Source organism: Flavobacterium cyanobacteriorum (assembly GCF_002251835.1).
GTDB classification, from domain to species: Bacteria; Bacteroidota; Bacteroidia; order Flavobacteriales; family Flavobacteriaceae; genus Flavobacterium; species Flavobacterium cyanobacteriorum.
The window spans coordinates 13,325-27,051 of record NZ_NOXV01000292.1 but is presented as its reverse complement, the minus strand read 5'-3'; the positions used below and the strand labels follow the sequence as shown (position 1 = coordinate 27,051).

General features: G+C 43.0%; 15 protein-coding genes. 7 read left to right on the top strand and 8 right to left on the bottom strand.

All coding sequences use genetic code 11. The features are described 5' to 3' along the window. Positions 1 to 316: 316 nt before the first annotated feature. A complete protein-coding gene (locus CHU92_RS11655) occupies positions 317 to 757 on the bottom strand; it encodes a DUF5606 family protein (protein WP_094415760.1) in 441 nt (146 codons plus the stop codon). 54 nt (positions 758 to 811) lie between these two features. Further along, the gene (gene def / locus CHU92_RS11650; protein ID WP_094415758.1) at positions 812 to 1,399 is read right to left on the bottom strand and encodes a peptide deformylase; all 588 of its coding nucleotides are present in this window, start codon (positions 1,397 to 1,399) and stop codon (positions 812 to 814) included. Between the two features lie 157 nt (positions 1,400 to 1,556). Between def and CHU92_RS11645 the strand changes: the two genes are divergently transcribed. After that, on the top strand, positions 1,557 to 3,776 hold the full coding sequence (locus tag CHU92_RS11645; RefSeq protein ID WP_094415756.1) for an FUSC family protein: 2,220 nt from the start codon (positions 1,557 to 1,559) through the stop codon (positions 3,774 to 3,776). A 224-nt stretch (positions 3,777 to 4,000) separates the two neighbouring features. Here CHU92_RS11645 and ruvX read toward each other — a convergent pair whose 3' ends face one another. Both ruvX and CHU92_RS11635 read right to left on the bottom strand, forming a co-directional pair. Then, positions 4,001 to 4,474 (bottom strand): Holliday junction resolvase RuvX, encoded by a 474-nt coding sequence (gene ruvX / locus CHU92_RS11640; protein WP_094415754.1) that lies wholly within the window; start codon positions 4,472 to 4,474, stop codon positions 4,001 to 4,003. Positions 4,475 to 4,477: 3 nt separating this feature from the next. Next, positions 4,478 to 5,242, bottom strand: a complete 765-nt coding sequence (locus CHU92_RS11635; protein ID WP_094415752.1) for a class I SAM-dependent methyltransferase — start codon at positions 5,240 to 5,242, stop codon at positions 4,478 to 4,480. A gap of 88 nt (positions 5,243 to 5,330) precedes the next feature. Between CHU92_RS11635 and CHU92_RS11630 the strand changes: the two genes are divergently transcribed. Beyond that, positions 5,331 to 6,146 carry a 2,3,4,5-tetrahydropyridine-2,6-dicarboxylate N-succinyltransferase gene (locus tag CHU92_RS11630; protein WP_094415750.1) on the top strand — a complete coding sequence of 272 codons (816 nt, stop codon included), beginning with the start codon at positions 5,331 to 5,333 and terminating at the stop codon, positions 6,144 to 6,146. A gap of 75 nt (positions 6,147 to 6,221) precedes the next feature. Here CHU92_RS11630 and CHU92_RS11625 read toward each other — a convergent pair whose 3' ends face one another. Continuing rightward, on the bottom strand, positions 6,222 to 6,983 hold the full coding sequence (locus tag CHU92_RS11625; RefSeq protein WP_094415748.1) for a lipopolysaccharide kinase InaA family protein: 762 nt from the start codon (positions 6,981 to 6,983) through the stop codon (positions 6,222 to 6,224). Between the two features lie 76 nt (positions 6,984 to 7,059). Here CHU92_RS11625 and CHU92_RS11620 point away from each other — a divergent pair, with 76 nt between their 5' ends. Both CHU92_RS11620 and CHU92_RS11615 read left to right on the top strand, forming a co-directional pair. Next, on the top strand, positions 7,060 to 7,680 hold the full coding sequence (locus CHU92_RS11620; RefSeq protein ID WP_094415768.1) for a class I SAM-dependent methyltransferase: 621 nt from the start codon (positions 7,060 to 7,062) through the stop codon (positions 7,678 to 7,680). Further along, positions 7,677 to 8,741 (top strand): glycosyltransferase family 9 protein, encoded by a 1,065-nt coding sequence (locus tag CHU92_RS11615; RefSeq protein WP_094415746.1) that lies wholly within the window; start codon positions 7,677 to 7,679, stop codon positions 8,739 to 8,741. The genes CHU92_RS11620 and CHU92_RS11615 overlap by 4 nt, the downstream gene beginning before the upstream one ends. A gap of 106 nt (positions 8,742 to 8,847) precedes the next feature. Here CHU92_RS11615 and CHU92_RS11610 read toward each other — a convergent pair whose 3' ends face one another. Both CHU92_RS11610 and CHU92_RS11605 read right to left on the bottom strand, forming a co-directional pair. After that, positions 8,848 to 9,657 carry a glycosyltransferase family 2 protein gene (locus CHU92_RS11610; protein ID WP_094415744.1) on the bottom strand — a complete coding sequence of 270 codons (810 nt, stop codon included), beginning with the start codon at positions 9,655 to 9,657 and terminating at the stop codon, positions 8,848 to 8,850. Positions 9,658 to 9,660: 3 nt separating this feature from the next. Continuing rightward, a complete protein-coding gene (locus CHU92_RS11605; RefSeq protein WP_094415742.1) occupies positions 9,661 to 10,254 on the bottom strand; it encodes a glycosyltransferase family protein in 594 nt (197 codons plus the stop codon). A 50-nt stretch (positions 10,255 to 10,304) separates the two neighbouring features. On the opposite strand from CHU92_RS11605, the gene CHU92_RS11600 reads away from it, so the two are divergent. Then, complete coding sequence (locus tag CHU92_RS11600) at positions 10,305 to 11,042, top strand: glycosyltransferase family 2 protein (RefSeq protein ID WP_094415740.1); 738 nt, start codon at positions 10,305 to 10,307, stop codon at positions 11,040 to 11,042. Positions 11,043 to 11,124: 82 nt separating this feature from the next. On the opposite strand, the gene CHU92_RS11595 is transcribed toward CHU92_RS11600, so the two are convergent. Further along, the gene (locus CHU92_RS11595; protein ID WP_094415738.1) at positions 11,125 to 11,832 is read right to left on the bottom strand and encodes a polysaccharide deacetylase family protein; all 708 of its coding nucleotides are present in this window, start codon (positions 11,830 to 11,832) and stop codon (positions 11,125 to 11,127) included. 57 nt (positions 11,833 to 11,889) lie between these two features. Here CHU92_RS11595 and CHU92_RS11590 point away from each other — a divergent pair, with 57 nt between their 5' ends. Beyond that, positions 11,890 to 12,657 carry a glycosyltransferase family 2 protein gene (locus CHU92_RS11590; RefSeq protein WP_094415736.1) on the top strand — a complete coding sequence of 256 codons (768 nt, stop codon included), beginning with the start codon at positions 11,890 to 11,892 and terminating at the stop codon, positions 12,655 to 12,657. Position 12,658: 1 nt separating this feature from the next. Continuing rightward, positions 12,659 to 13,723 carry a glycosyltransferase family 4 protein gene (locus tag CHU92_RS11585; protein WP_094415734.1) on the top strand — a complete coding sequence of 355 codons (1,065 nt, stop codon included), beginning with the start codon at positions 12,659 to 12,661 and terminating at the stop codon, positions 13,721 to 13,723. Positions 13,724 to 13,727 lie beyond the last annotated feature (4 nt).

Below are 13,727 nucleotides of genomic sequence, written 5' to 3'. Positions count from 1 at the left end.
CTAAAATCTACTTGGCCTGTTGCACTTATAACTTGAACATGGCATTTGATAAAAATTTAAAAGCATGTTTTTTCTAACCGGAGACGTTGTTGCGGTAATGGGATTTGTATTAGCAATAACGTCTGTTATTGCAATATGCATATCCCTGATCTTAAGGATTATATTTAAAACAGGGCTTAGGACTTACTGGTATTTTTTGATTGGCTTTATATTAACAATGATGTTGTTTTTACTCTTTATGACGAATCTTGAATATATATTATAAAAAATCCTGCCATATTAATGACAGGATCCTGTATAAGCTATATAGCAAAGATTACTCTTCAGTTTTTACTTCTTCTGTAGCAGGTGCTTCTTCAGCAGCGGCAACCTCATCTTTAGATACAAGGCCTTTAGCCTGGAGCATGTTGTACCAGTTCAGTATCTTTTTTATGTCTGACGCATAAACACGGTCTTCGTCAAATTCAGGAAGCACTTCGCGAAAGTACGGCTCCAGTTTTGCATTATCTTCCTTATGGGAAATAGCTGGGCCGTTATCTTCTTTTTCAGCAATTTTACGGAAAACCTCTGCCAGCTTTATTTCACCTTCATAAGTATACACTGATATTTCTGACAGCAGGCTTACGTTGCTCCTCAGGCCTACAGTTATTTTTTTTCCGTCAATTAAAGATTCAGCTACAAAACCTGTCCTGGTCTGGAGTTTTAAGGCATACAGCCCCGGTTTTCCTGAAATGGCTAATATTTTGTCAACACTCATTTTTAAGATTTTTAAGGAAGGCAAATATCTAATCTTTGCCCTAAAAAACAAAAATTATCTGCCTTTTTTAGCAATAAATTTCATTTTATAATCTGGCCTTGCTTTGCCCTCCATAATGTTTTGGAGCTTCTTTTGTATAAGGCGTTTTTTGAGGGACGAAATCCTGTCGGTAAACAATATTCCTTCAATATGGTCATATTCATGTTGTATTACCCTTGCTATTAAGCCATCATACTCTTCTGTGTGCTTATTAAAATCCTCATCATAATATTCAATAGTGATGCGCTCATGGCGGTATACATCCTCGCGCACATCAGGTATGCTCAGGCAGCCTTCGTTAAACCCCCACTCTTCCCCTTCTTCCTTAAGTATCTTTGCGTTAATAAAGGCCTTCCTGAAACCTGCCAGCTGCTCCTGCTCCTCTTTCGGCAGGTCTTCATCTTCACTGAAAGGCTTGGTATCCACAATAAAAAGGCGGATGGATAGCCCAACCTGAGGGGCTGCCAGCCCTACACCATAAGCATTATACATGGTTTCATACATGTCTGCAATTACCTGCTCCAGGTTGTGGTAGTCCTTAGTTATTTCTTCGCCCCTTTTCCTCAGTACAGGGTCGCCATATCCTACTATTGGTAAAATCATATCAAAAAAAACTTTATGCAGTGGGCAAAAGTAATAAATATAAACGATTATGTACCTAAAATATTACAGCAGTCCAAATGCTAAAATTTTGTGAGGATTAACGCAACAGGCAGCAATAAAGCAGGGTGTTTAGTACCTTTGCGGCACAGCATTGCTTATGACAGGAAACGTACGGCGATTTACGGATGATACTAATTTTACAAAGGCGCTTATAGTTACTTTTGCGGCCGTGCTGCCCGTACTTATACTGGCACGTACCGGCAGGTTTGAAACCGGGTTTACTATTGCCATAGGGGTTTTCCTTGCCTACCCTGCCGATATTCCGAGCAACCTGAAGCACCGGGCCAAAGGCCTTCTAGTGGCTTCGGTTATAGTAGCAGGGTGCAACCTGCTGGTTAACGTGCTGCATCCGCTGCCCTGGCTGTTTTATCCACTCATCACGCTACTGGTATTTTTCCTGTCCATGATCTCAGTGTACGGGCAGCGGGCTACCATGGTGTCTTTTTCAGGATTGCTGGCAGTGGCGCTGGCTACAGGCCACCTTAAATCCGGCTGGGACATCCTCTGTAATGCAGGCCTGCTTTTGTGTGGCGGCCTTATATATACTGCTGTTTCTCTGCTGTTTAATTCCCTTAGCCCGCACCGATATACCGAATTGCAGCTTGCCGAATGTATACGGCTCACTGCAAAGTACATGAAACTGCGGGGCGACCTCTGGGATGCTAATGCCGACAGGGCAAAGATTACTGAAAAACAGTTGTCCCTGCAGGTGGAAATAAATACCATACATGAAAACCTGCGCGAGGTATTACTACGCAGCCACACGGCCGAAGGCACATCAGGCCAAACGCGTAAAATGCTGCTGGTATTCATTTACCTGTTGGAAATACTGGAGCTTGCGCTTTCAACCTCTTTTGACCACAGTAAGCTGCATAATGCCTTCAAAGGCCACGGCAAGGTGCTGGACACTTACCAGAACCTGGCGTATAATCTGGCAGCAGCATTAAAAAGAGTTTCAAAAAGGCTGGAAAACAAAAAGAAGTACACCCCGAAACACCAGCTGTTGCAGGACCTTGAGGCTTTTGAGAATGCCATAAAGGAATATGAAGCCGAAGTTGGTGGCGAAGCCGCACAGGAGGGGGTATGGATGCTTACCAATATGCTGCACTATGCCGAAAAGCAGGTGGAGAAGATAAAAATAGTGGAGCGGGCCTTTACACAGCATATTGACCTGAAAGACCTTAAAGGCAAAGACAGGGACCTTGAAAAATTCCTCGCGCCTGAATATTACCCATTCCGGACGCTGAAGGAAAATTTAGGTTTTTCCTCAACAATATTCAGGCACTCGCTCAGGCTTACCATAACCATTGCGCTCGGATTCATCATCGGGCTCATCTTTCCACTGCAAAATGTGTACTGGATCCTTTTAACTATAGTAGTGATTATGCGCCCCGGCTACGGGCTTACCAAACAACGCTCTTACCAGCGTATTACAGGGACCATTATAGGTGGTATAATTGCTTTTGCTTTTTTAAGCTTTGTCAATAATACAATAATCACCGGCACCCTTTCCGTAGTATGCATGATACTGGGTTTTACGTTTACCGCCATCAACTACCGTATAGGCGCCACTTTTGTAACCATGTATGTGATTTTTATTTACAGCATGCTGGACCCTAACGTGTCCGATGTCATACAATACCGCATAATAGATACTGCCATAGGGGCAGGCCTGGCCTTTGTAGCCAACTATTTTTTATGGCCGGCATGGGAATTCATCAACCAGCCCGTTTATATAAAAAAATCAATTGAGGCCAACAGGGACTACCTCAATGAAATAGCGCTGCTGTATAATAAAAAAGAAGGTGTAAACACGTCTTACCGGCTCGCCAGGAAAAACGCCTTCATCGAAATCGGCAACCTTATGCAGTCCTACCAGCGCATGACACAGGAACCGAAATCTAAACAAAAACAGCTACAGCAGGTATATAAGCTGGCGGTACTGAACCACACGTTACTTTCATCGCTGGCATCACTGGGCACGTACATACAATCCCATAAAACTACCAGGGCGTCTGAAGCTTTTAATGTTGTAGTGCGCACTGTAACCCAAAACCTGGAACACGCCATTGCCCTGCTTAATATGGATATCCCGGCACAAACAAATACTGAAAATAACAAACAGGAACTGGCCATGCGCTTTACCGAACTGAAGAACATACGCTCACGCGAGCTGCAGGAAGTACACATTACTGCCGAAGAGGAATTCAGGCTGCGGATGCAGGAGGCACAACTGGTCATTGAGCAGCTCGTATGGCTCAACAGTTTATCAGAAAGGATAGTAAAAGCCGCGAAGCAGCTCACGGTAGTAAAATAATCCCCCCGATAAGCCGGCTCCTCATCCCATCCTGCATGACCCCATGTCATTTTTATCCTTTGGAGCAGCCGTCATTAAGGCCTTTTTGCCGGGGCGGGTCCCGTTGTCCGCTATATCTCCCCGCCGCAAAAGCGGGCGGCAGGGAGGATGCCGCTCCCACCGGGGCTGGCAACAAGAGCCGGTGATAGTCGGTAACTTCTCCCCGGGTAACAACAGCCAGGATATTAAGCGATTTTATTTCGTGACAGGTAATCCCTCAGCATTATTGTTGCCGAAATTTCATCAATCAGGGCTTTGTTTTGACGCTTTTTTTTGCTTAGGCCGCTGTCAATCATTGCCTGGAATGCCATTTTGCTGGTAAAGCGCTCATCCACCCGGTCAACAGGCATCTCAGGGAACATGGTTTTAAACTTCTCCACAAAGGCGTTAATGAGCGGTGCGCTTTCCGATGGCTCGTTGTTCATCTGCTTTGGCTCACCAATAATTACTTTCTCCACGCGCTCCTTTTTAAAATAGTCTTCAAGGAAATCTAAAACCGTTTCCGACGGTATAGTGGTAAGCCCGGAAGCAATGATCTGCAATTCGTCAGACACGGCTATGCCCGTGCGTTTTATTCCGTAATCAATGGCGAGGATGCGGCCCCCCCCCGCCCCTCCGAAGGAGGGGTGACTGCCACTCTTGCTGAAAAAATTTCCCATACATTATCTCGTTTTTGTTCCCCCTTTGGGGGTTATGGGGCGGCCCATACGCAAAAGTAATGGAAAAACCACCTGCCTGCCTCCCCGCTCCCACGATTCTTTCAGCGCCTCACGAATCAGGTCAACAGGATCCTGACCGTTATTCTTTTTCTTGTAGTGCTGCGTGGCCGACCACGTTTCGAGGTAGCCCGTAAGCTGTTCAATACTCCATGTGAAACGGGCTTCAAACTTTTCTACTTCAATTTCTTCAAAAGGGAAAGGTATAGTTTCGTAATTTTCATCGAGGTAACGCCGCTCCGGGTCCCAGTATGGCCCTACAATGTCATGATAGAACCTGCTGAGTATGGTATGGGAGTGTTCATTGGTCCTGAATAAACCGTAGCCAATAACGGCAAAAACTCCTCCGGGTTTCAGGGTCCGGTATACCTCACGATAAAATGCGTTAAAATCAAACCAGTGTATGGCCTGTGCCACCACTATCAGGTCAAATTGATGCTCCTCAAATTCAGTTTCTTCAGCTTTAGATTTTTTGTAGATAATGTTATCAGCTTTGGCCGCATGCTCCAGCTGCTTCTTACTGATGTCAGTAGCATACACTTCTTTAAAATATTCTGACAGCGCTTTGGCTACCTGCCCGTTTCCTGTGGCTACATCCAGCGCTGTGCCCCTGTTTTCAACAAATGATACAATATATTCTATCATTTCCGGCGGGTATGTGGGGCGGAATTTAGAGTAGTCTTTGGCTTGTGTGGAGAAGTTGTCTTTCATTATCAGCGGCTTTACAGTAAAGATAAATAGAAACCCGCAAAAGAGGAAATATTTAGCAGATTGTTATCTTTGCCTAAAACTTTTTACAATGAACAACCTACAAACCATTATAGAGCAGGCCTGGGAAAACCGCGCCCTGCTTCAGGAAGAGAACACAACCAATGCCATACGTGAAGTTATTGAACTGCTTGATGCGGGCAAGCTCCGCGTAGCTGAACCTATTGAAAACGGCTGGCAGGTAAACGAATGGGTGAAGAAGGCTGTGGTAATGTACTTCCCGATACAGAAAATGGAAACCCTTGAGGCGGGAATATTCGAGTACCATGATAAAATGCCGCTGAAGCGTAACTATGCTGAAAAAGGCATACGTGTGGTACCGAATGCTGTAGCCAGGCACGGTGCGTATATATCTTCAGGCGTAATCCTGATGCCAAGCTATGTTAACATAGGCGCTTACGTAGATGAAGGCACCATGGTTGACACCTGGGCAACTGTGGGCAGCTGCGCGCAGATTGGCAAGAACGTACACCTTAGCGGCGGTGTGGGCATAGGCGGTGTACTGGAGCCGTTGCAGGCAGCCCCGGTTATTATTGAAGATGGCGCTTTTATAGGCTCACGCTGTATTGTAGTTGAAGGTGTGCGTGTTGAAACCGAGGCTGTGCTTGGCGCTAATGTGTGCCTCACCGCATCAACAAAAATAATCGACGTTATCGGCGATGAGCCTGTGGAAATGAAGGGTGTTGTCCCTGCCCGCAGCGTGGTGATACCGGGCAGCTATACTAAAAAGTTTGCGGCAGGAGAATACCAGGTGCCATGCGCACTTATTATTGGCAAACGCAAACCGTCAACCGACCTGAAAACTTCGCTAAACAACGCACTGCGTGAGTATGACGTAGCGGTTTAATTATTTTAAATGAAGAATTTTGAATTTTAAATTATGCGTGAAGTTCATTTATAATTTAAAATTCAAAATTTATAATTACTTCTTCTTCAGTTTTCGCTTAAAATATTTCTTTTTGGTAATCCGGCGCTTAAAGTCAAGAGTACTGCCAAGCAGCATGCTGTGCAGCTTTTCGTAAGGCTGTCCGCTTAATTCCGCATATTTTGCGGCAATTATCTTAACCATTGTCCTGCTGGGCCATAATTTCCTGAAGTTAGCCATACGGACCTCTATTCCCATATCCTGAAACTTCATGCGGTTAAGGTCGATGAGGTAAAAGTCATACTCTCCGTTGCCTTTATTTACAATAAGCGTATTGCCGGGGGAATGGTCCAGGAAGTTTACCCGGGCTTCATGCATACGGTAGGTAAACGCCGTAAACTGCTCCAGGATGTTTTGCCTGTCCGGAAACAGCGGGTTGTGTATCAGTTCGCGGAAAGTAAAATCATACTCAATATGGCTACAAATGTAGTAGCTGTCTTTTAACATCAAAGCAGCCTTATCCTCAATATAAGCCACAGGCTTAGGCGTAAGGATGTTATGGCTTAAAAGATATTTTGCATACTCAAAAGACCGCTTGGCCTTAGACGGCCTGAAGATGCCATATATTATACCTTTTAGCAAACCGGGCTTTTTAAAATACTTGATATTGACCTTTTCCCCTTTAAAAAAATTAGTCTTAATAGTGTTACGTGAACCCTTAACCAGCAGTGTGCCCTCCTTATCAAAATCGTCTGCCAGCCTTAGCAGTAATTGCCGGTCGGCTGAATATTCGGGGAGGGTGTAAATGTTAAAAGGCATTATCAAATTTTATCCCAAAAGTAGAAAAAAAGTACTACATTGCGGGCTAACCAAAAAACAAACTTACGACTTTAGCATGAATATCATTGATAGGTTCCATAACTGGAGGCGAAAGCTCCGCTGGAACAAACAATACAGGAGAGGGCGCTGGGAAAGCCTGAAAACCGGAAAAGAACTTACGCGCTACACAACAATTATCCGATACCTTACGGATTATGGAAAGCAGAACCCTTCCATCCTGGACATTGGCTGCGGTGAAGGTGTCTTAAACGAGAAGCTGCCAAAGGACTATACGTACAGCTACTTTTTAGGGATAGATTTTTCAAAAGTTTCTATTGAAAAGGCAATTTTAAAAAATTTTCCTAATGCTGAATTCCAGTGCCGGGACATACATAATTTTAACCCTGAGAGGAAATTTGATGTGATAGTATTTAATGAAGTATTTTATTACATCCATGAAAAAGAAAGGATGAATGTACTCCAAAAAATGATAAGCCATCTTGAAGATAATGGTATTATAATAGCATCCATATATAGGGAAGCCCCACACTTATGGAAGTTTTTTGATGATACACTTGAAAATATCAACTTTGTTACGGTTAGGACAGAGGAAGAACTGCGCTATTGGCAAATAGGGGTTTATTGTAAGAAAGGCTGTAAGGAAAATATAACGCAAATGGTTGGTAGCAGTCAATGAGAAAGAAAATCCTTATTATCCAGAACAAAAGGATTGGCGATGTGCTGATAGCTTCTGTTATAGCCAATAATTTTAAAGCCAAATATCCTGACAGTATTGTACACCTTATGGCTTATGATTTTACAGAAGGTGTGGTAATGCACAACCCAAATATAGACAAATTTATCCCGCTGGATGAAAAGGAACTGAAAAAGCTGCCTAACCTGTGGAAACTCATAAAGCAGGTACGCCGGGAGAAGTATGACATTATATTTGACCCCTATTCCAAAACCCAGAGCAGGCTCATCTGTAAGTTTTCGGGCGCTACAATGACTATTGGCAATAAGAGCCGGAAGAAATTCGGCAACTGGGGCTACTACACAAACCCTACTGAGCCACCCAAGGAAGCCACCCATATTGCCGGAAAGGCTATTGAAGACCGGATACACCTTTTGCAGATGGCCGGGAATTTTGAGCCGCTGGATTATGCCCCAAAAATTTTCTTGTCTGAAGCCGAAAAACGGGAAGACTGGCTTGGAAAATATAAAGATAAAAAAGTAGTAGTATTGGGTGTATTGGGCAGTACACCCCAAAAATCAATGCCCTATGATTACGTAGCAAGCATGGTGGATTTTATAACTGCAAATCATGATGTGTACGTGCTGTTCAATTATTCGCCGCACCAAAAGGAAGAAGCGATGAAAATTTATAATATGTGCACGAATAAAGAGCGTATTATTGTCGATATTTATGCCCCCACCATACGGGACTTTATTAAACTGATGTACCACTGCAGCGCGCTTGTGGCCAATGAAGGCGGCACCGTGCACATAGCCAAAGCGCTTAACAAGCCTACATTTACTATTTTTTCACCTTATGTGCACAAATCGCACTGGGCCAGTTTTGAAGACGGCAGGTTTCACAAAAGTGTACACCTGATGGATACCAAGCCGGAGCTATTTGATGATTATTCTTATGAAAAGCGCAAAGAGATGGAGAAAGACCCAACGGCACTCTACCGCCAGCTTACACCCGAAATAATACTGCCTGAGCTCGATGCTTTTTTGAAAGCCAATCTTTAATTATATCAGGATGTATCTACAGGCAGGATAAGTGCTGCCGGCATGGCACACTCCGGAGAGTTTGTGCAGTAATGATTAAGAGGGATAGTGCCTTACTATGAGGATTTTATTTCTTAATCCCGAATGCCGTCCACCTTATTTTTTTTTCCTTAACTTCTTTACGTATGGCGAGGTTAGCTGCCAGTGATTCGGGTGTTTTGTAGCCACGGGCATGGTCAAGGTGCAGGACTATTGCTTTGTGACGTATCTGCTTGCCCTTAACTCCATAATTTTCAAGGCGCTCACCAAACTCACGGTCAGGCCCGCCATATTTCATCCGTTCATCATAGCCATTAATAGCTATCATATCTTCCCTGAATGCCGAAGAATTACAATTATTAAAAGATGGTGTTGTAGTAGTTATTGTATCTAAAATAGATGAAAGTATGGAACCGGAAGTGAGCTTTAAGGTTTGTGAAAAACCAAGCCTGTCAATGCTGCGGAGCCACGCGGCATTAAAGCAACGCTGTGTGGTTATATCATCTTTTATGATGGCCTTACTGGTCTTCATGGAAAGTTTACAATAACCACCGGAAAGAAACCTGCCTTTTTCTGCATATTTCGCATGTACTTCCACAAAATCGGCCCGCGGTATGCAGTCGCCATCGGTCATAATAATATATTCATGGGCCGCTTCAACAATAGCCACATTAAGTATTTCCTGGCGCCTGTATCCTTCATCCGGGTGCCACAGGTGGCGTAGCGGTACCGGATAATCTGCTGCATAACGATCTATAAGTTCTTTGGTTGAAGGCCGTGAACCGTCGTCAGCTATAATAAGTTCAAAGTCCTTATATGTCTGCACACTATACCCTATCAGCACTTTTTCAAGCCATTCTTCTGCATTGTATGTACTTACTACTACTGATATCTTCATTATTTATCTACTGTTTGCCCTGAGGCACATTGTACTGTATTTTATTTGTCTTGGCCTCAACCGGCTGCTCAGGGGGCCATGCCCACATAAGTCTTCTTTCCATCCTGACGCATTTTGTGAATTCCATTGGGAATCCGGAGGAACAAGCCTGTTCAATATACTTCCAAATAAACCAGACCTGCTTCCGCTACCCGGCCTGATAAAACATTTACCCGAATATATATCTTCACGGCTGATACCGTCAAATAGCGCTTGCGGAATCATGGTAACGCCTCCTGTGAGGTAAAAGCCCTCTTCCCTGTATTTTATATGCTGTTCTACAAAATCATTTCTTGGTATAGCACCGGCATCAGCCAAGAGTAAATAGTTTGTAGTACAGTAAGGCAATGCGGTGTCAATTACAGTACCGTTGCTTTGGTTATCCACTGCCCTCACAGAAAAGAATAGTTCTTCCTGCAATTCTTGGGGCACTTCAGCATTACCAATAATAACCATTTCAAAATTTCTGTAGGTTTGTGTATTGTAGCCCCAAAGTACCTTTTTAAGCGCCTCAGCATGGCTATAACCTGATAATACTACAGAAATATTGTTTTGCATGCCGCAAAGATAAATTTTTTTTTAGTTTTGTGAAGACGAAAAAATCCTGAATGGCAAAGCTATCGGTTATCATACCAACTCATAATGAAGAAAGTTATATTGAAGACGCTATACGGTCAGTAGCTTTTGCAGATGAGATTATTGTCATAGACTCCTATAGCAATGACAGCACCAGGCAACGCGCCCTTAACATGGGATGCAGAGTGCTTGAGCGTAAATTTGACAATTTTTCCGCACAAAAAAACTTTGCATTAGCCGAGGCTAAAGGCGACTGGATATTATTTATTGATGCCGATGAGAGGGTAACACAACTGCTGAAGCAGGAGATAACTGACGTGCTCAAGAAACCTTCCTACAACGGTTATACCCTTGCTTTCCCCCATTTTTACATGAACCGTTTCCTGTACCATAAGGTGGACAGGGTAGTAAGGCTGGTAAAAAATAAAAATATAGCCTTCACAGGCGATGTACATGAAAAATTGAATTTTGAAGGAAAGGCAGGAACGCTGGAGAATTTTATGATTCACTATACCTACAAAGGCCTCTTCCACCTGCTGAGCAAAAAAGATTCCTATGCATGGTTCCAGGCGTCAATGTCAGTAAAAAAAGGGAAAAAGGTTACTTACCTTCACCTGATATTCAAGCCCCTTTACCGGTTTTTTCATACTTATATAATCAAAAAAGGCTTCCTGGACGGTGTTCCGGGGCTTGCCCTGGCCAGTATGAATGCCTATGGTGTTTTGTCGCGTTATGTGAAGATGATGCTGATACAGAAAGGTTTAAAATAGCTTCGTATGCTGCTTTCTCAGGAAAATAACCCCTGTATCTCTGTGCAATCCATGTAACACTCTTTTTATCTGGCATATAGCTTCAGAACAGCTTCCCGAACCGGATCTTTAGCCTGAACCTGAGAAGGCTCCACTCTCCTCTGACATCTATACGGTTTATCTCAAAATTATCCTTAAAAGGAAATGTATTGACCCTGTTCCCTATCCTGAAACCCATCCTGATACCGTTTGATTCCAATATTTTTTTGAAATAAGATTTGGCTGGCTCCTGCTTAGGAAAATTACCATACGGATAGGCTACGGCCGGATATACCTTCAGGCCTGAAGCTTCTATAATCTGCCGGGATGCCATAAAATCCTGATGTATCTCCTCTTCAGAGAGCGACGCGTATGGGCGGTGCAGGAATGAATGATGCCCAAACTCAACAACTTCGGGATCAATAGATTTAAGATGCTCAGGAGTCATGATCTTTTCAGTCCCCGGATTATTCCACGCGTCTGTTTTTCCTAAGAAAGCAAAAGGGATAAAAAAAGTAGCCCTGAAGCCATATTGTTTAAGAAGCCTTACAGCGGCAAGCTGGTTTTGCGTAACATCATCAAAAGTAAGCACCACAGTTTTTCGGGTAAGGGATGTAAGGCCTTGCAGTTCGGAAAGATGGCAGGATACATAACCCTTGTTCTTAAGGTATTTTAACTGTTGTTCAAATTTTTCCAGGGAAATAGTGAGGCCCTTGCCGGCAGAGGGATCCTGGCAAATGTTATGGTACATCAAAACACTCAGTCGCTGCATAGATTTTTTTTAATTCCGTAAAGGTATATTATTATATTTGCCAATATATTAAATTTTATGACTGGTACCAGTTCACGTCCAAAAATATCAGCCTTAGCCATAACTTTTAATGAAGAAGATAATATAAAGCGGTATGTGCAGAGCCTGTCTTTTGCGGATGAGATTATTATTGTTGATTCGTTAAGCACTGATAAAACCACCGAAATAGCCCGGGAACTGGGTGTAAAGGTAATTACTAAAGCATTCCTGAATTTTTCTGAACAGCGGAACTTCGCTTTGCAGCAGGCCTCGCACGACTGGATTTTGTTTTTTGACCTGGACGAAGTAGTAACGCCTGAGCTTGAGCACGAAATAAATAAAGTCCTGGCTGCCGATGAGGGTGTGATAGCCTACCACGTGAAAAGGAAATTCCACTTTATGGGCAGGCACATCCGTTTTGGCGGCTGGCAGACAGACAGGGTGGTGCGCCTTTTTAATAAGAACTTTTGTTCCTATAGCGGGCTTGTACACGAAAAACTTAATACCAACGGGCCTGTAGGCATATTGAAGGAAAAAGTGAACCACTACAGCTATAAAAGCTTTGATAATTATAACGGTAAACTCACGCTATACAGCAAGCTCCAGGCTGAAAGCCTGTATAACAAGAAAAAAAGGCCAAATGCCTACCACTTCTTTTTCAGGCCGTTTTACAGGTTTTGCTGGCAGTATTTTTACAGGCTGGGCATACTTGACGGCAAAGAAGGGTTTATACTGGCCTACGTACATGCTTTTTCTGTTTTCAAGCGGTACCTACAACTGTGGATGAAATACCGAAAAATTGCGTAAGATGAAAACAATTTTTCTGGAATCACATAACATAAGCAACAGGGCCGGGGGACTGGGCACATTTAACTATGAACTTATAAGAGGTTTAAGGAATAATGACCTTAACGGCCTTGATATATGGCTCACCGCAAAAAAGCCTAAAGAGCTGGAAAAAGAGTTTGGAAGCGTATTTAACTATTATCAATATAAACCATTACAAAGGCATTCATTGTTCAGGATAAAGAAAAAACATGACCTATGGCATTCCCTGAACCAAAATACTAAAATAGAGCCTTATAAAGTTTCCAAATACCTGCTGACGGTTCATGATGTGAATTTTGTAGAAGAAGAATCTGCCGATATGAATCATGAACATAATAAACGTTTTACAAAAAAACTGGAACGTGCCTCCGCCATTACCTACATAAGTGAATTTGCCAAAAAACAGGCACACAGGTATTTTGATATACCAAAAATTCCTGAGTATGTGATCTATAACGGCAATCCTATAACATATTTCACTGATACTTCGGACTATATATCCAAAGTACCTTCAGAAAAGCCTTATATATATAGCCTTGGGGATTTTCAGGAGCGAAAAAATTTTCTGTCGCTCATAAAGATGATTTCTTTAATCCCTGATTTTAATCTCGTGATATCAGGAAATAATAACCATGAATACGGCAGCATAATTAAAAACTACATCAGTGACAATAACTTAACTGACCGTGTATTTCTGACAGGTAAAGTAGACGAAACCGGTAAGCAGTTTTATATGAAAAACTGTATTGCTTTTGCTTTTCCGTCAATACGGGAAGGATTTGGGCTGCCGCCTGTTGAGGCCATGAAGTTTGGCAAGCCTGTTTTTTTATCAAACCTTACGTCGCTGCCTGAAATTGGCGGTGATGCGGCTTACTACTGGGACAACTTTGACCCCGAATACATGATGCAGCGCCTGCTGGACGGCCTTACTGATTTTGAAAATAATAAAGCACAACGGGAAGCAACGCTAAAAAAAAGAGCCGATTTTTTTAACTGGGACAGGAGTGCAGCAGAGTACCTCAAGGTATATAGATCATTATTATAACCAG